This is a genomic window from Saccharothrix deserti, assembly GCF_009769385.1.
Taxonomy (GTDB): domain Bacteria; phylum Actinomycetota; class Actinomycetes; order Mycobacteriales; family Pseudonocardiaceae; genus Actinosynnema; species Actinosynnema deserti.
On sequence record NZ_VKAB01000021.1, the window covers coordinates 19,370 to 35,014 of the forward strand.

Consider the following 15,645-nt stretch of genomic DNA (forward strand, 5'->3'; position numbering starts at 1 on the left):
CCCACGATGACCGGTCGGTAGACCAATCCTCGCACGTCCTCACGCCTCGGCCACGTCCTCCTCGGTCACACTGAGTGCTTGATCGATCCGTTCCCGGGCGCCCGCGAGCTGTCGTTCGCAGGTCTTCGCCAGGGCCTCGCCGCGTTCCCACAGCGCCAGCGACTCCTCCAGCGACAGGCCGCCCGCCTCCAGCTTGCGGACCACCTCCACCAACTCGTCCCTGGCCTGCTCGTAGCCCGGCTCGCTCACGTGGACAACTTCCCCAATCGGTTCTGGACGTGCACCACGACGGTCGCGACCGCCTGGTCGTAGCCGATGAACGCCTCGGCGAACTCCGCGCCGTCACCCTCGCGCACCGCGTCGTCGATGCGGTGCTCGGCGGCCACGACACGCCTGCGGTGCACCGTGCCGTGCCCCAGCCACCACCGCATCCCGGCGTAACCGGAGGTGGCCTCGGACAGGTCGTGCAGCCGGTTGATCAACGTCTGCCGGCCCGACGTGCAGCCGGCGACCAGTGACAGCCAGCAATCGGCGGCGGCCCGGTCGGCCGACTCGGCGCGGCTGCGCACCACGCGGGCGCCCTCGTCGTCCGCTTCACCCGCGGCGGCCATCGTCAAGGGCAGGAACGTGGGCTCATTGGCCGGGTTCGGCACCACCGCCTCCTTCCACTGCCTGATCGACGCCTCCGGCGGCGGCCGTCTGATTGCCGGCTCCGCCGGCAGTGACGACCGCGTGCACGGCTCCGTCGGCCACGCGCACCCTCAACTGGGTGCCCGCGGGAGCTTGGGAGGTCGACCGGAGCACCCCGTCGACCCCGTCGGGGGTGACGAGTTGCACCACCGCATACCCCCGCGCCAGCGTGGCGGCCGGTCCGAGGGTCGTCAAGCGTGCGGTGGTCGCGATGAGCCCGGCGTTCTCTGAATCGAGACGGTTCCGCACCGCCCTCCGGGCCCGTTCACGCAGCCGGTCGACGTCCTCCGCACGCCGGTCCAGCGGACCGTGCGGGTCGGAAAGCGCAGGTCGTGTGCGCAGCGCCGCGAGCAGCTTGCGCTCACGGTCCACCCAGCCGTGCAACGCACGGCGGCTGCGGTCGCGCAGTTGGCGGATCCGCTCGCCTTCCTCCGCCACATCCGGAACCACCCGTTTGCCGGCATCGGTGGGCGTGGAGCAGCGCATGTCCGCCACGTGGTCCACCAGCGGGGTGTCCGGCTCGTGGCCGATCGCGGACAGCACCGGCGTCCGGCACTGCGCCACCGCCCGGCACAACGCCTCGTCGGAGAACGGCAGCAGGTCCTCCACGCTGCCGCCGCCGCGGGCCAGCACGATGACGTCCACTTCGGCGTCGCGGTCCAGAGTCGACAGTGCGGTGAGGATCTGCGGCACCGCCAAAGCCCCTTGCACCGCAACGTTCACGACCCGGAACCGGGCGCCGGGCCAGCGGGCGTGCGCGTTGGTCAGCACGTCCCGCTCGGCGGCCGACGCGCGACCCGTGATCAGCCCGATCTTGTTCGGCAGGAACGGCGGCCTGCGCTTGCGGCGCGGGTCGAACAGGCCTTCGGCGTTGAGCAGCTTCCGGAGGCGTTCGATCCGGGCCAGCAGCTCGCCGATGCCGACCTGGCGGATCTCGTCCACGCGCAGGCTCAGCGTGCCGCGGTTGGGGAAGAAGTTCGGCTTGCCGTGCACCACCACCCGGCTGCCCTCGGACAGCTGCAGCTCGCGGACCATGGTGACGGGTGCGGTCAGCTGCATCGACATGTCCACCGACGGGTCACGCAGGGTGAGGAACGCCGTCGCCGTGCCCGGCCGCGCGCTCAGCTGCGTGACCTGGCCCTCCACCCACACGTCACCGAGCCGGTTGATCCAGTCGAAGATCTTGCGCGCGACGGTCCGCACCGGCCACGGGTTCTCCGGGCTGGACTTCTCCTGCTGAGAACGCTCGGGGCCGGCCTTTTCGGGGCTCACGTGCTCTTGAGGTTCGCGATGCGGCGGGTGAGCATGCCGGTGAACTCGGGACGGGCCGCGTGCGTGCGCTCGTGCGCCAGCAGCTGCTCCAGGTCCTCCGCGGTGAGCGTGCGCAACCGGGCCCGGAGCTGCGCCAACGACAGCTCGTCGTAGTTCGGCAGCACCGCGGGCGGCTCGGCGGCCAACGCCCGCTCCTCCTCCGCCCACGGGTCCTCGGCGCGCACGGGCGCCGTGTCGGGCTCGTCCTCGTCGAACGTCGCCCACTCGGGTTCCTGCTCCACCGGGCGCAGCACGGACAGCACGTCGTCGCCCTTGATTGCGAGTTCCGTCACCCGCTGCTGGACCCGCATGGACAGCTGCAAGGCCTCACTGACCACGGTGACCGGGAGGCCCGCGAGTTGCTGCGGAAGCTTCCGGGCCTGCTCGACGGCGGTGACCGCCAGTCCCGCGGCGAGCCGGACGGTCAGCGGCAGTGGCTTCATGCCTACAGCCTGCCGCAGTCGGCCGTCCGATGCCTATACCCGGCACGCCGTACCCTGGTGGCCATGGACAAGCGAGTGCTCCTGGCCAAGCCGCGTGGCTACTGCGCCGGCGTGGACCGTGCCGTCGTGACCGTGGAGAAGGCGCTGGAGCAGTACGGCGCCCCGGTCTACGTGCGCAAGGAGATCGTCCACAACAAGCACGTCGTGGAGACGTTGTCACGTCGCGGCGCGATCTTCGTGGACGAGACCGACGAGGTGCCCGAGGGCGCGCTGGTGGTGTTCTCGGCGCACGGCGTGTCGCCCGCGGTGCACGAGGAGGCGGCAGATCGGGGGCTGCGCACGATCGACGCCACCTGCCCGTTGGTGACCAAGGTCCACAAGGAGGCCGTGCGGTTCGCCCGCGAGGACTACGACATCCTGCTGATCGGCCACGAAGGACACGAAGAGGTCGAGGGCACGTACGGCGAGGCGCCGTCGCACATCCAGCTCGTGGACACCGCGGAGGACGTCGACAAGGTCGTCGTGCGCGATCCGTCCAAGGTGGTGTGGCTGTCCCAGACCACGCTGTCGGTGGACGAGACGATGGTGCGGGTGCGCCAGCTGCAGGATCGGTTCCCGGATCTGCAGGAGCCGCCGTCGGACGACATCTGCTACGCGACGTCCAACCGGCAGACCGCGGTGAAGACCATGGCGCCGGAGTGCGACCTGGTGCTCGTGGTGGGGTCGAAGAACTCGTCCAACTCGGTGCGGCTGGTCGAGGTGGCGCTGCAGGCCGGCGCCCGTGCCTCCTACTTGATCGACTACGCGCGTGAGGTCGACGAGGCGTGGCTGGAGGGCGTGACGACGGTCGGTGTGACGTCGGGCGCGTCCGTGCCGGACATCCTGGTGATGGAGCTGCTCGAGTTCCTGGCCGAACGCGGCTACGGGAGCGTCGAGGAGATCACCACGGCGAACGAGAAGATCGCCTTCGCCCTGCCGCGCGAACTGCGCAAGGACATGGTCCGCTAGAACGGTTGGTAAACCGAAGCGCCCCACGCCGGTGGTCTACGGCGGGGGCGCTTCGCGGTTCTGTGGAATTCGATCACGCCGAGCCGTCGAACCCGCCGTCCTTGGCGGCGCTGACGAACGTGGCCATCACGCCGGGTGTGAACGTCAGGATCGGGCTGTCCTCGCCCAGCTTGCTGTCCCGAACACCGACCTGAATGGAGTCGGTGCTGGTGCCAATCTCGACGCACTGGCCGCTCGTTGCCGAACGGGATGACTTTCGCCACGACCAAGTAGTGGTCAACTCAACTCCTCGCGAATCTTGTGGATCACCGACGCCGAGTCGGGCTCTGGGAGCGCGAGTTCCAGCAGCCGGTCTGCAACTGCGGCGTACTCATCGATGTCCTCAGTATCGTCCCTGTATCGACCGCCGATGCGATCTTCGACGTACACGACGCCGGGATCTCGGTCGATCGGGAATTCGAGGATGGTGAACGGCCCGTGCAGAGCCGGATGCACCCCCGCGCTGTAGGGCAGCACTCTGATCGTGATGTTCGGCCGCTCGGCGGCTGTCAGCAGGTACTCCAGTTGTTGGCCGAGCACTTCCGCGCCGCCGATCTGCCTGTGCAAGACGGCTTCGTCGATCACGGCAACCAGCTCCACCGGCGACTCATCCCGGTCGAGTGCACCCTGTCGCCGCATCCGCAGATCGATCTGACGCTGGACCTCGATGTCGGGCAGGCCCTTGTCGTGGCCGCGTAGCAGCGCCTCGGCGTACGGCTCGCACTGGAGGATGCCCATGACCGTCATGGCGTCGTAGGACACGATGCGGCTCGCGCCCTGCTCCAGACCGAGGTAGAGGTCGAAGCCGGGCGGGAGGGTCATCGACTCGTCCCACTCGAAGACGGCGGCGGCGTTCCGGGTCTGCACGATCAGCTCGCGGAACCCGTCGACCAGCTCGTCCGCGCCGTAGAACGGCAACAGCAGCTCGACGTCGGTCAGCTTCGGCAGGTTACGGCCCGACTCGAAGTGCGCGATGCGCGCTTTCGACGTGTCCAGTCGCTTCGCGGCGTCGAGTTGGCTCTTGCTCGCAGTCTCGCGGAGGCGCCGCAGCTCGAACGCGATGTAGCGGCGCAGCACCGTGGGCGTGGTCGAGAGCGCCACGAATCTTCCCTTCACCCGATCGGATCTCTATCTAAGTAACCGATTACGTCGTAACCTAACCCAAGCGGAGAGGGTTACATCACGCTGGGTTGAACAAGATTCCCACAGAGGAGTTGGCGACGTGAGTTGGGGACAGGGTGGGGTCGTGACGAGTCTCGGCCTGCGGCTGGAGGCCGGGGTTCCGGTGCGCCTGCGGGGAAGTCTGAACAAGACGGCGTTCCTGACGTTGGGGGACGCGGTCGAGATCGTCCTCGGGCGGGAGCACCTGGAGGCGTTGCGGGACCAGGCCACGACCGCGTTGGGGGACATGGCGGCGGTCGAAGCGGCCGAAGAGTTGGTGTTCGACACCTTCGACGCCGGCGTGCAGGCGCGCACGGCGGCCGAGCGGGCGTTGGCGCAGGTCGAGGCAGCAGAGCGGGCGGGGGCCGCCGAGCAGGCCGAATGGGCGCGCAGGGCGGCGCGGGTCGCGATCGAGGCGGCGGAACACGCCAAGCTGGCCGCGCGAGCCGCGTCCACGGCGATGGACTCGGCCGAAGAAGCCGCAGAGGAGGCCACGCGGGCGGCCGGTGCGGCGAAGGCTGCCGGGGAGTCCGCCGACGACAGGACGCGGCCCGTGGCTCTGTTCGAGGGGGCGGCGTCCTAGAGGGCTGAGCCGAGCAGTCCGGGTTCGAAGGGCCGGGTTCGAGCGGCCGGCGGCGAGCCGGAACGGCTTCGCGAGGGTCCTCGCCAAGGGGACCCCTGCTTTTACTTTACCGGCGGGGTACGACAATTCCATGGGTTCCGGGCACTGAGCTGCGCTGACGGTGAAAGCGGTTGGCGGGGTGGGGGAGTTCGCGTTTGCTGGAACGATGAGCACCGTGCTGATCGGGGTGGAGAACGTGGCCACCCCCAAGTGGGCCCGTCGCCGCGCCGGGACGTCCGTGAGCCTGGGCAAGGCCTTGCGGAGTCTGCCGTCGGCGGTGTCGATGGTGGTCCGGCTCGCCTGGCGCACGTCGCCACGGCTCACCGTGCTGGCCGGTGTGGTGCACGTGTTGTCCGGGTGCGTGACGGCGTTCGGGCTCCTCGCCACGGCCGACGTGTTCGCGGCGCTGCTGCGGGACGGGCCGACGCCGCAGCGGATCGTCGAGGCGTTGCCCGCGTTGGCGGTGGTGGTCGCGTCGTTCGTGGTCCGGGCGTTGCTCGACACGGCGGTCGCGGCGGTGGAGAGTTCGCTCCGGCCCCGGGTCACCCGGGAGGCCAACGACGAGGTCACCGCCGTGCTGGTGCGGGCCTCGCTGCTCGCGTTCGAGGACGCGGACTTCCGCGAACTGGCACGTCAGGGCGGTCGGCGCGGGGTCCGCTCGCTGGAGAGCAGCCTGCGGTACCTGGCGGACCTGGTGTCCGGTGGCATCTCGCTGATCGCGGCGGTGGTGACGGTCGGGCTGCTCAACCCGTGGCTGGCGCCTGCTCTGCTGCTGGCCGCGTTCGCGAACGCCTGGGCGTCGGCGCGGGCGTCCAAGCTGCGGTACGAGCACTTCCTCGACTCGGTGACCCGCAACACCCGGAAGGGTGTGGTGGAGGAGGTCGCCACCGACCGCGACTTCGCCCTGGAACGGCACGCGCTGACGTTGCAGGAACGCCTGCTCGCCGAGCACCGGCGCATCGCGGACAGCCTGGTGGCCGACGAGATCCGGATGGCACACCGGACGAACCTGGTCCGGCTGACCGGGCGCGCGTTGGCCGGCGTCGGCACCGCGATCGCGTACGTCGTGCTGGGCCTCCTGCTGCACACCGGCGGCATGGAGTTGGCGCTGGCGGGCACGGCGGTGCTGGCCATGCGCACCGGGTTCTCGTCGCTGGCGACCACGACCCGCGCGGTCAACTCGCTCTACGAGGACTCGTTCTACATCGACTTCTACCGGAAACTGCTGGTCGAAGGCACGGAACGGGCGCAGGGCAGTTCACCGGTCAAGGCGCCGGCCGACCCGTCCCACATCACGCTGACGGATGTTTCTTTCACCTACCCGGGTGCTCCTAAGCCTGCGTTGCACGACGTGAACCTGACCGTGGCGAGAGGCGAGGTCATCGCGCTGGTCGGGGAGAACGGGTCGGGCAAGACGACCCTCGGCAAGGTGCTGACCGGCCTGTACCCGGCGTCGTCGGGGACCGTCGCGTGGGATGCCGTGGACCTGGCGACGGCCGACCCGACCTCGGTGCACTCGTCCATCGCGGTGATCGCGCAGGACCCGGCGCAGTGGCCGATGACCGCGCGGCACAACGTGACGGTCGGCCGGCTGGAGCGCGAGGACGAGGAGGCGTGGCAGGCGGCGGTGGCGAAGTCCGGCGCGGACGAGGTGCTGGCGTCGTTGCCCGCCGGGCCGGACACCGTGCTGTCGCGGCAGTTCAACGACGGCCAGGACCTGTCCGGCGGGCAGTGGCAGCGGATGGGCATCGCGCGCGGCATGTACCGGGACGCGGCGGTGCTGGTGGCCGACGAGCCGACGGCCGCGCTGGACGCCAAGGCCGAGGCGCGGGTGTTCGAGGGCCTGCGGGAGGCGACCGCGCGGCGCACCACGATCCTGGTGACGCACCGGCTGGCGAACATCCGCAACGCCGACCGGATCGTCGTGCTCGACCAGGGGCGGATCATCGAGCAGGGCACGCACGAGGAGCTGATGGCGTTGCGCGGGCACTACTTCGAGCTGTTCGAGCTCCAGGCCGCCGCGTACCGGGGCGGGCTGCTCGCGTCCTGAGCGGTCCTCGTCCGAGCGCTCCACACGCCGCGAGGCACCCGCCGACCTGTGTGAAGGCCGCCTGCCTGCCGGTCCGCCCGCATGGGCGGGAGCCGCTGTCGACCACCGCTACGATCGGGCCGGGGAGACGCCGGCGCGCGATCGCGTGACGGCGTCGGGAGTGTCCGTGCGGCCGTTCGGTGTGGGGGAAGCGTGGACCTGGCTCGTGTGCGGAAGCGCTGCGAGGAACAGATCGGCCGGCTGCGCATCCGGGTGCCCTTGGACGTCGCGGCGTTGTGCCAGGAACTGGCGGGGCAGCGCGGACGGCCCATCCACCTGCTCGCACTGTCCTCGCGGACGTCCAGCCCGTCGGGGCTCTGGGTGGCGGCCAAGAAGGCGGACTACATCTTCTACGACGAGTCCGCCGGGGAGACACACCGCGCGCACATCATCCTCCACGAACTCGGCCACCTGGTGTTCGCGCATTCCGGGGTCCAAGAACTGGACGACCTCACCGCGCGCCTGCTGGCGCCCAACCTGGACCCCCGCGTGGTGCGGCAGTTGCTGTGCAGGGACAGCTACGACAACGTGGTCGAGCAGGAGGCCGAGCTGTTCGCCACGCTCGTCTTCATGCGGGCCGGCTTCCAGGTCGTGGGCGCCGTCGCGTCCGATGTCGTCGACGAGTCAGGCGTGTTGGCCCGTTTGAAGGCAGTGCTGAGTGCTTAGGGCCTTTCACATCGTCGTGGTCGTGCTGGCGTGGGCCGGCGCCGGGTACAAGGCCGCCGATCTCGTCCGACGACCGCCCGGGGACTTCGGCCGCGTGGCTGTCTGCTTGGCGCTGCTCTTCTTCGCGCTCGCTTTCACGGTCGGACTCCCACCGCTCTACCAGCGGATTCCGTGGCTTGCCGAGGGCGCGAGCACCGTTCGGCTGATCCAGCACGGCCTCGCCGTGTTGAGTCTGTTCTGGATCCAGATGTTCGTCGCGCACGTCACCCCGCGCACCGGGCACCCGGTGGGCGGGATCGTGCTGCGGACCGCGACGGTATCCGTGATCCTCGCCTCGATGGTCGTGCTGTTCGGGCTGGCCGCACCCGGCGCCGCCGCGGAGGACTTCGTCGGGACCTACGCCAAGGCGCCGTTCGTGACCGAGTACCTGCTCGCGTTCCTCGGCTACACCGCCCTCGTCCTGGCGGACATCTCCAGGCTCACGCTGCGGTATGCCGGCGGAGCCACCGAGCGTCCCATGAGGATCGGCCTTCGCCTGTGGTCGATCGCGAGCCTGGTGGGGTTCGCGTACGCCTCGCACAAGGCTTCCTACGCGGTTGCCGCACGCCTGGACCGACAACCGCCCTGGTACGAGGGACCGGTGTCCACCGTGCTGTCCGGACTCGTCCTGGTTCTGTTCGTCGTGGGCCTGACCGCGTACACGTGGGGACCGCGGATCGCCCGCGCGGGTCGGCGGTGGCGCCAGTACCGCACTTATCGTGCTCTTCTCCCGTTGTGGCGCGCCTGCTACGACGTCATGCCGGGCATCGCGCTCGTGCCACCGGACGCCCGGCGAGTGCCGATCGACCTCCGCCTGTACCGGTGCGTCATCGAGATCCTCGACGGCCGACTGGCATTGCGGGCCTACTGGGACACCCGGATCGCCGAACAACGGGGTGAGGCGGCGGCGCTGGCCGCCGCACTGGCGGCGAAGGCGCGGAACGAGCCGACCGACCGCGCGCCGACCGGTCTGCCCGCTCTTGACGTCGCCGAGCTGACCTCGGTGGCACGCGACTTCAGGAGTCTTCCTGCGGCGGCAACCCCTCCAGTTCGCGTACGCGGTTGATGACCTCGGCGATCGTATCCAGGCTCTTCCCCGAAAGCCCGGACGCCCGCATCGCGACATCCCGGACGCCGGTGTCCTTCAGGGCGGTGACCAGCGCGATCTCGGCTTCCACCTCCTCGCGGACCTGGTCGTCGAGGAAGTAGGCGGCGGGCACGCCGAAGAACGTCGCCAACGCGGTGAGGTGCTTGAGAGTCGGGTTGTCCCGCTGGCCGGTGCGCAGGTACCAGATGTAGGACGCGGAAATGGTCACACCCTGGTCACGGGTGATCGCCGCGGCGACCTCCTCGTTGCTGTGCTCGCGGCGGCCGGGCTCCCTGATCGTGTGGAACAGGTACTCCAGCTTCTCGGCCAGGGTGTGCCGCTGCGGCTTGTCGCGGTCGGTCACCGCCCCACCTCGCTCTTGACTCCTGTGAATCAGCTCGGAAGAAAATTCATACCTGTTGACGACCTGGTTGGGCTGCGCGTAACTTACACCGCTTCAACTGTGGTGAATCTCCTCTTGCTTCTCTTCACATCAGTCAATGGGGGAACTGTCGATGAGGTTGCTCAACAGAGCCGTCGAGCTCGTCACGGCCATGGCGTGCGTGGTCGCGGCGGTGGTCGTCACGTCACCGGCGGCCGACGCGGCCGTCACGTACTGGTACATGCCTTCGCACCCGATGAACCGCTCCCCGAAGTCGCTGCCCAACAGCGACTGCACCGGCGGGTGGGGAGTCCGCTCCAACCTCAACAACGTCCCGTACTTCCTCACCGCTGGGCACTGCTTCACGGCCGGTCAGGACGTCTACGGCACCCACGGCCGGTTCGGCATCACCGCCAACAGCCACCACGCTTCGGGTGGTGTCGACACCGCGATCGTCGCCCCGCTGTCCGGCGTCGACGGCCTGCAGGAGATCCCCGGTCTCGGTCGCGCCGTCGGCAAGATGAGCAACGGGTGGTCGACCACGGGCGGGAACGGCATCGCGATGCAGTCCCCGCGCACAGGCCGGGTGTACGGGACCATCGCGGGCGGTTGGCGCGCGTGGTTCAACGGCCGGCGGGTCGCCTGCGGCACCTACCCGAGCCAGGACGGTGACAGCGGTGCCCCGATGTTCGTCCACAACGCCGGCGGCGTTTTCGCCGCCGGCGTCCATGTCGGTCTGCTGACCGAAAACGGCGTCACCATGGCGTGCTTCGTGACGATCGACGACCTGCTCGCCGACTGGAACGCGTGGCTGCCGGTGTTCAGTTCGGCAGTGGCCCGGACCGGGGCGGCGTCCGCAGACGTCAGGCTCCAGGCCGATCTGAGCGGCCCCGCCGAAACGCTGCCGATCCGGTATGTCGGGGAGCCGATTCCGGAGTGAGAGCCGATTCGGTGCGAGGACTCGCGGGGTCAGGCGGTCAGTTCCAAGGTGGAGCCTTCTCGTGCTTTGCGCACGCGGAGCCTGGTCGGGATGCGTTGGCGCAGTTCTTCCACGTGCGAGACGAGGCCGACGACCCGGCCGCCGGCGCGGAGTTCGTCGAGCGTGGTCATGACCAGTTCCAGGGTCTCGGCGTCCAGCGTGCCGAAGCCCTCGTCGATGAACAGCGTGTCGAGCACGGCGCCCGCGGCGACCACGTCGGCCAGGCCCAGGGCCAGGGACAGCGACGCCAGGAACGACTCGCCGCCGGACAGGGTCTTCGCCGGTCGCTGCTGACCCGAGTAGTCGTCCATGACGTCCAGACCCAGACCGCCCCTCGTTCCCCGCGGACCGGCCTCGATCGAGTGCACGAACCGGTAGCGGCCCTGGCTCATGCGCTCCAGGCGGGCGCTGGCGGCCACCGCGACCTCTTCCAGGCGGGCGGCCAGGACGTAGGTGCGCAGGGTCATGCTCTTGGCGTTCTGGCCCATGCCGTTGATCACGTCGGTCAGCGCGTCCAGCTCGGCGTACTCCGCCTCCACCGGTTCCAGGCGCAGCCACGCGGCCCGGAGCTGCTCGGCCAGGTCGGCGGCGCGGGCGGCTCTGGTGCGGGCGTTCGTCTGCGCCGTGGTGACCTCGGTCGCCCGGTCGCTCGCCTGGCGGAACCGCTCCTCGGTGCCGGTCACGTCGACCTCGACGTCCGGGTCGATTTCGGGCAGCTCGGCCAGCGTGCTCTCGGCCGCCGTCCTGGTCTTCTCGACATCGCGGATGCGGGTCTCCAACTCGGCGACCGCGGCGGCCGGGCGTGCGGCGGCCAGCGCGTCCGCCACGTCGGCGAACCCGGCGATCGACGCCAGCCGCGACACTTCGAGGCGTTGGTCGGCCAGGCGTTCCTCGTGCTCGGACACGGCGGCACGGCGCGGCGCCAGCTCCGTCAACGCGTCGGCCAGGTCGCTGAGGTGGGCTCGGCGCGTCACCACGTCCGGGAAGTCGCCGCGCGCCTCCTCCAGCCGCGCGCCCCGCTCCTCGACCGCCTCCACCAGCTGCGCCCGCTGCGCGCCCGCCTCGGCCAGCTCGCGTTCCAGCGCGTTGCGCTGTTCGACCGCCCGCTGCACCTTGGCTTCCAACTCCGCCAGCGCGGCCTGCCTGCTCTCGACCTGCTCGGCCAGGGCCGACACGGACCGGTGCTCGCGCTCCAGCTCGGCCGGGGGCCGGTCGCCCAGCTGCTCGCGCAGCAACCCCAGCCGCGCTTCGAGCTTCTGCGCCTCCTGCTCGGCCTTCTGACGCCGGTCGAGCGCGCGCTGGTCGGCCTCGGCCGCCCGCTCCTCGTCGGCCGCCGTCACCGAACCCAGCACCGGCTGCGCGGGCGACGGGTGCTCGACCGAACCGCACACCGGGCACTCGTGGCCGGTGTGCAGCTGCCCGGCCAGCTCGACGGCCATGCCCTCCAGCCGCTCCTGACGGATCCGCAGCAGCTTCTCGTAGGTCTTGAGGTGCGCGTCCACCGCGACCCGCCGTGCCTCGTCCGCCTCGTGGAACGCCCGCTCGACGCGCGGCAGCTCGGCCGCGGCGGCGGCCAGACCGGACACCTGCGCCAGCCGTGCGGCGGCCTCCAACGACTCCTCGACGGCCTTCTTCGCGGCGTCCAGTCGGGGCGGCACCTCGTCCAGCTGCGTGACGAGCGTGGCCAGCCGTTGGGACGTGGTGGCGACATCGCGGTCCAGCTGCCCGATCCGCCGTTGGTCGACGCGCTGCCGCTCGGCGTCGGCCGCGAGGCTGGTCAGGCCGCCCGCCTCCTCGCGCAGGCGTTCACCGTCGCCGCGCAGGTCGGTGCCCTGGTAGCCGAGGGCCGACACCGCGTCGGCGGCGGCCTGCTCGTGGGCGACGGCGGCGTCGAGCTCGCGCGCCAGCTTCACCGCCCGTCCGTGCGCGGGCACCACGACCGCCGCCTGCCGGGCCGCGTCGCGTTCGGCCACCCACGCCCGCAGGCTCGGTTCCACCTCGGCGTACCGGTCGAGGTTCCGGCGCGCCTCCCGCACGCGGCGCACCTGCTCGTGCCGCGCCCGCGCCTCCTGCCACGCCTTCTCGGCCTCCGCGCGCCGGGCCATCGCCGCAGCCGCGATCTGGTCGGCCTCGCGTTCGGCCTCGTCCAGCCGTTTGAGCAGGGAGCTGAGCCACTCCTGGTCGCCACCGCCCTCCGGCGGCTCCTCCAACGCCACCTCGGCCACCCGCTGCACCAGGTCGCGGTGCACGAGACCGAGCTGCTCGACCTCGCGCTTGCGCTCCTTGCGGCGCTCGCGGAACCACTTCTCGACGTCGAGGAAGCGCTCCGTGCCGAACAGCTTCTCCAGCAGCTTCTCCCGCTCGGCGGTCTCCGCGCGCAGGAACCTGGCGAACTCGCCCTGCGGCAGCAGCACCACCTGGAAGAACTGCTCGGCCGTCATCCCGAGCAGGCCCTCGACCTCGCGGGCCACGTCGTCGATGCGGCTGTGGCCCTCGCCCTCCCAGCCGCTGATCCACGTCAACGACACCTGGGCCTGCTGCCGCGTCGCGCCGTCACCGCGCTTCTTCGGCCGCTCGTACTCGGGACTGCGCTTGAGCCGGAACCGGCGACCGCGCACGGTCAGTTCCAGCTCCACGAATGTCTGCGTGTCGCGGTGCGCGTAGTCGCAGCGCAGGCGCTTCACGTCGCCGCGCGCGCCGGGCACCTTGCCGAACAGCGCGAACGCCACCGCGTCGAGCAACGTCGTCTTGCCCGCGCCCGTGTCGCCGTGCAGGAGGAACAGGCCGTCCGCGCCGAGGACGTCGAAATCGACCTCCTCGCGCCCGGTGTACGGGCCGAACCCGCTGACCGCCAACCGGTGCAGCTTCACGACGCGCCCTCCCGGCTCACGATTCCCCGGCTCATGACTCGGTCTCCCGTGCGGCGGCGGCGAACGCCTCGCGCAGCAGGGCCAGTTCACGCGGGCCCGGCTGGTCGCCGCGCACGTCCTCGATGAAGCAGCAGGCGATCTCCTCGTCGCTGCGGCCGCGCACCCGCTCGGCGAACCGCAGCTCGCCCGTCCGCCCGCCCTCCGGCCGCCACTCCACGTGCACCGCGTGCGGGAACCGGGATTGCAGGCGCCGCAACGCATCCAGCGGACGCACCGGGTCGGTCAGCGTGACCGACAGGAAGTGGTCCTCGATCGACTCGTGATCGGGGTCGAGCAGCAGGTCGTCCAGCGCGCCGTTCAACGTGGACAACGCCCGCGGCACCGGCAGCGAACGACGCTCCACCCCGGCCAACCCGCCGGCGTCCAGTTCGACCAGCCACACCGACTTGTGGTGCCGCGCCTCGGAGAACGAGTACGCCACCGGGCTGCCCGAGTAACGCAGGTGCTCGGCCAACGTCTGCTGCCCGTGCAGGTGGCCCAGCGCCACGTAGTCGACCCCGGCGAACACCGCGCCCGACACGTCCTGCACACCGCCCACCGCGATCGTGCGCTCCGACTCGCACGGCTCGCCGCCCGTCACGAACGCGTGCGCCAACACCACCGACCGCGTGCCCGGCCTGGCGGCCAGGTCCTGCTTCACCCGCCGCATCGCCTCGGTCAGCACACCGCCGTGGCCCTTGGCTCCGACGCCGAGCGCGTGCCGCGCCGTTTCCGGCTCCAGGAAAGGGATTCCGTACACCGCCACCGGTCCGTGCGCGTCGGTGAACAGCACCGGCTCGTGCAGCTCGGCGACGCGCGTGCGCAGGTGCAGCCCGCCCGCCTCCGCGAACGCGCCCAGAAAACCCAGCCGTGCCGCCGAATCGTGGTTCCCCGGCGTGATCACGATCTTCGCGCCGGCCGCGCGGATGCGCTTCAACACCCGCGAGCACACCGCCACCGCCTCGGCGTTCGGCACCGCCCGGTCGAACAGGTCGCCCGCCACCACGACCACGTCGACCCGCTCGTCCGACACCGTCTCCGCCAACCCGCCCAGCACCGACTCCTGCTCGACGAGCAGGTCGCGGCCGTGGAACGTGCGTCCCACGTGCCAGTCGGAGGTGTGCAGGATCTTCATGCCGGCCACGCTAGGGGCGATCACCGACAGAAACCGGTACTGCGGCTCGGCGTGTCGCTCGGACGTGTGATCTCACAGTGTTCAACCCCGATCTTGGCGGTACGACATGATCTGACGTGTGACAGCGGTCCTCAGCACGGCGGCGGTGGTCGTGGCGCTCCTGCTCGCGGGTGCGCTGGTGTTCCTGTGGCGGCTCTACCAGGACAGCGTGCGGCGCACGGACGCCGCGCTGGCCGCGGTGCAGGCCGAACGGGAGCGCGGCGACGCGCAGTGGGCGGCGTTGCAGCGGTACGAGGTGGCGTTCTCGTCGGTCAGCGGTCGCGGTGAGCTGGGCGAGAAGGTGCTGGTGGAGACCGCGCGGGTGCTGGGCCTGCGCGAGGGGATCCACTTCAGCCTGCAGGTCGACGTCGCCGGCGGTGGTTCGGTGCGGCCGGACCTGGTGCTCAACGTCGGCGGCGGCCGGCAGGTGCCCGTGGACGCGAAGATGAGCATGGCCACGTGGGCGGAGGCGGTGGAGACCGACAACGCGGCGGAGCGCGTCGACGCGTTGCGCGTGCACGTCAGGAACATCCGTGCGCGCGCTGCGGAGCTGGCGGGCAAGGGCTACCAGCGGTGGGCCGACGCCATCTACGGGACGATCATGTTCGTGCCCAACGACGGCGCCGTGGTCGCGGCCTTGGACACCGACCCCGAGCTGCTGCGATGGCTGCTCGACCGGCGGGTGTTCCTGTGCGGTCCGACCGGGTTCGCGGTGATCGCGTCGGCGGCGATGTTCGCGGTGACCGACCGGGCGTTGGCGGACGACGTGGAGCAGGTCAGGGCGGCGGCTGGGCGTGCTCATAGGGCGGCCGACAGCGCTGTCGACGCGGTGAACCTGTCGAGCACGCACCTCCAGCGGTTCCTCTCGGCACGTCGGCGTGAGCTGGACGCTCTTGAGGGGTTCCGGGCGGCCGTGGAGCCGTTGAGCAACGCGTCGTCCGACGTCACACCCCTGCCTGTGGTGCGGCGGACGGACGAGGCCGGCCTTGGTGCACCCTTGGACGCCCGCGAGGCGTAATAGAGTGTGTCGGACTGGGCCGAACGAG

General features: G+C 70.7%; 16 protein-coding genes. 7 read left to right on the plus strand and 9 right to left on the minus strand.

The features are described from left to right. Positions 1 to 39: 39 nt before the first annotated feature. From FM051_RS29580 to FM051_RS29595, 4 genes are read right to left on the minus strand one after another with little or no spacing between them, the layout of a single operon-like run. Positions 40 to 249, minus strand: coding sequence for an exodeoxyribonuclease VII small subunit (locus FM051_RS29580; protein WP_106617365.1), 210 nt, complete (start codon positions 247 to 249; stop codon positions 40 to 42). Continuing rightward, on the minus strand, positions 246 to 653 hold the full coding sequence (locus FM051_RS29585; RefSeq protein WP_202919077.1) for a sugar ABC transporter substrate-binding protein: 408 nt from the start codon (positions 651 to 653) through the stop codon (positions 246 to 248). The genes FM051_RS29580 and FM051_RS29585 overlap by 4 nt, the downstream gene beginning before the upstream one ends. Further along, a complete protein-coding gene (gene xseA, locus FM051_RS29590) occupies positions 634 to 1,962 on the minus strand; it encodes an exodeoxyribonuclease VII large subunit (protein ID WP_158849060.1) in 1,329 nt (442 codons plus the stop codon). The genes FM051_RS29585 and xseA overlap by 20 nt, the downstream gene beginning before the upstream one ends. After that, positions 1,959 to 2,444 carry a lipid droplet-associated protein gene (locus FM051_RS29595; protein ID WP_158849062.1) on the minus strand — a complete coding sequence of 162 codons (486 nt, stop codon included), beginning with the start codon at positions 2,442 to 2,444 and terminating at the stop codon, positions 1,959 to 1,961. Before FM051_RS29595 ends, xseA begins: the two co-directional genes overlap by 4 nt. Positions 2,445 to 2,507: 63 nt before the next feature. Between FM051_RS29595 and FM051_RS29600 the strand changes: the two genes are divergently transcribed. Next, positions 2,508 to 3,452: a 4-hydroxy-3-methylbut-2-enyl diphosphate reductase gene (locus FM051_RS29600; RefSeq protein WP_158849064.1), complete on the plus strand. Its 945-nt coding sequence runs from the start codon at positions 2,508 to 2,510 to the stop codon at positions 3,450 to 3,452. A 73-nt stretch (positions 3,453 to 3,525) separates the two neighbouring features. Here FM051_RS29600 and FM051_RS29605 read toward each other — a convergent pair whose 3' ends face one another. Continuing rightward, positions 3,526 to 3,732, minus strand: a complete 207-nt coding sequence (locus FM051_RS29605) for a DUF397 domain-containing protein (protein ID WP_158849066.1) — start codon at positions 3,730 to 3,732, stop codon at positions 3,526 to 3,528. Continuing rightward, positions 3,729 to 4,592: a helix-turn-helix domain-containing protein gene (locus FM051_RS29610; protein WP_158849068.1), complete on the minus strand. Its 864-nt coding sequence runs from the start codon at positions 4,590 to 4,592 to the stop codon at positions 3,729 to 3,731. The genes FM051_RS29605 and FM051_RS29610 overlap by 4 nt, the downstream gene beginning before the upstream one ends. A gap of 145 nt (positions 4,593 to 4,737) precedes the next feature. Between FM051_RS29610 and FM051_RS29615 the strand changes: the two genes are divergently transcribed. The 4 genes from FM051_RS29615 (at position 4,738) to FM051_RS29630 (ending at position 9,134) form a co-directional block, all read left to right on the plus strand. Beyond that, positions 4,738 to 5,235 (plus strand): hypothetical protein, encoded by a 498-nt coding sequence (locus FM051_RS29615; protein ID WP_158849070.1) that lies wholly within the window; start codon positions 4,738 to 4,740, stop codon positions 5,233 to 5,235. Positions 5,236 to 5,440: 205 nt separating this feature from the next. Next, positions 5,441 to 7,324: an ABC transporter ATP-binding protein gene (locus FM051_RS29620; RefSeq protein WP_158849072.1), complete on the plus strand. Its 1,884-nt coding sequence runs from the start codon at positions 5,441 to 5,443 to the stop codon at positions 7,322 to 7,324. 192 nt (positions 7,325 to 7,516) lie between these two features. Beyond that, positions 7,517 to 8,029: an ImmA/IrrE family metallo-endopeptidase gene (locus FM051_RS29625; RefSeq protein WP_158849074.1), complete on the plus strand. Its 513-nt coding sequence runs from the start codon at positions 7,517 to 7,519 to the stop codon at positions 8,027 to 8,029. Beyond that, the gene (locus FM051_RS29630) at positions 8,022 to 9,134 is read left to right on the plus strand and encodes an MAB_1171c family putative transporter (protein WP_158849076.1); all 1,113 of its coding nucleotides are present in this window, start codon (positions 8,022 to 8,024) and stop codon (positions 9,132 to 9,134) included. Before FM051_RS29625 ends, FM051_RS29630 begins: the two co-directional genes overlap by 8 nt. On the opposite strand, the gene FM051_RS29635 is transcribed toward FM051_RS29630, so the two are convergent. Beyond that, positions 9,085 to 9,519 (minus strand): XRE family transcriptional regulator, encoded by a 435-nt coding sequence (locus FM051_RS29635; protein WP_158849078.1) that lies wholly within the window; start codon positions 9,517 to 9,519, stop codon positions 9,085 to 9,087. The genes FM051_RS29630 and FM051_RS29635 overlap by 50 nt on opposite strands. A gap of 151 nt (positions 9,520 to 9,670) precedes the next feature. Between FM051_RS29635 and FM051_RS29640 the strand changes: the two genes are divergently transcribed. Continuing rightward, entirely contained in the window at positions 9,671 to 10,477 is an 807-nt protein-coding gene (locus tag FM051_RS29640) for a chymotrypsin family serine protease (protein ID WP_158849080.1), read from the plus strand. 29 nt (positions 10,478 to 10,506) lie between these two features. Here FM051_RS29640 and FM051_RS29645 read toward each other — a convergent pair whose 3' ends face one another. After that, on the minus strand, positions 10,507 to 13,386 hold the full coding sequence (locus FM051_RS29645) for an AAA family ATPase (protein ID WP_158849083.1): 2,880 nt from the start codon (positions 13,384 to 13,386) through the stop codon (positions 10,507 to 10,509). A 31-nt stretch (positions 13,387 to 13,417) separates the two neighbouring features. Then, the gene (locus tag FM051_RS29650) at positions 13,418 to 14,560 is read right to left on the minus strand and encodes a metallophosphoesterase family protein (protein ID WP_158849085.1); all 1,143 of its coding nucleotides are present in this window, start codon (positions 14,558 to 14,560) and stop codon (positions 13,418 to 13,420) included. 118 nt (positions 14,561 to 14,678) lie between these two features. Between FM051_RS29650 and FM051_RS29655 the strand changes: the two genes are divergently transcribed. After that, positions 14,679 to 15,617 carry a DNA recombination protein RmuC gene (locus FM051_RS29655; RefSeq protein WP_158849087.1) on the plus strand — a complete coding sequence of 313 codons (939 nt, stop codon included), beginning with the start codon at positions 14,679 to 14,681 and terminating at the stop codon, positions 15,615 to 15,617. Positions 15,618 to 15,645: the final 28 nt, after the last annotated feature.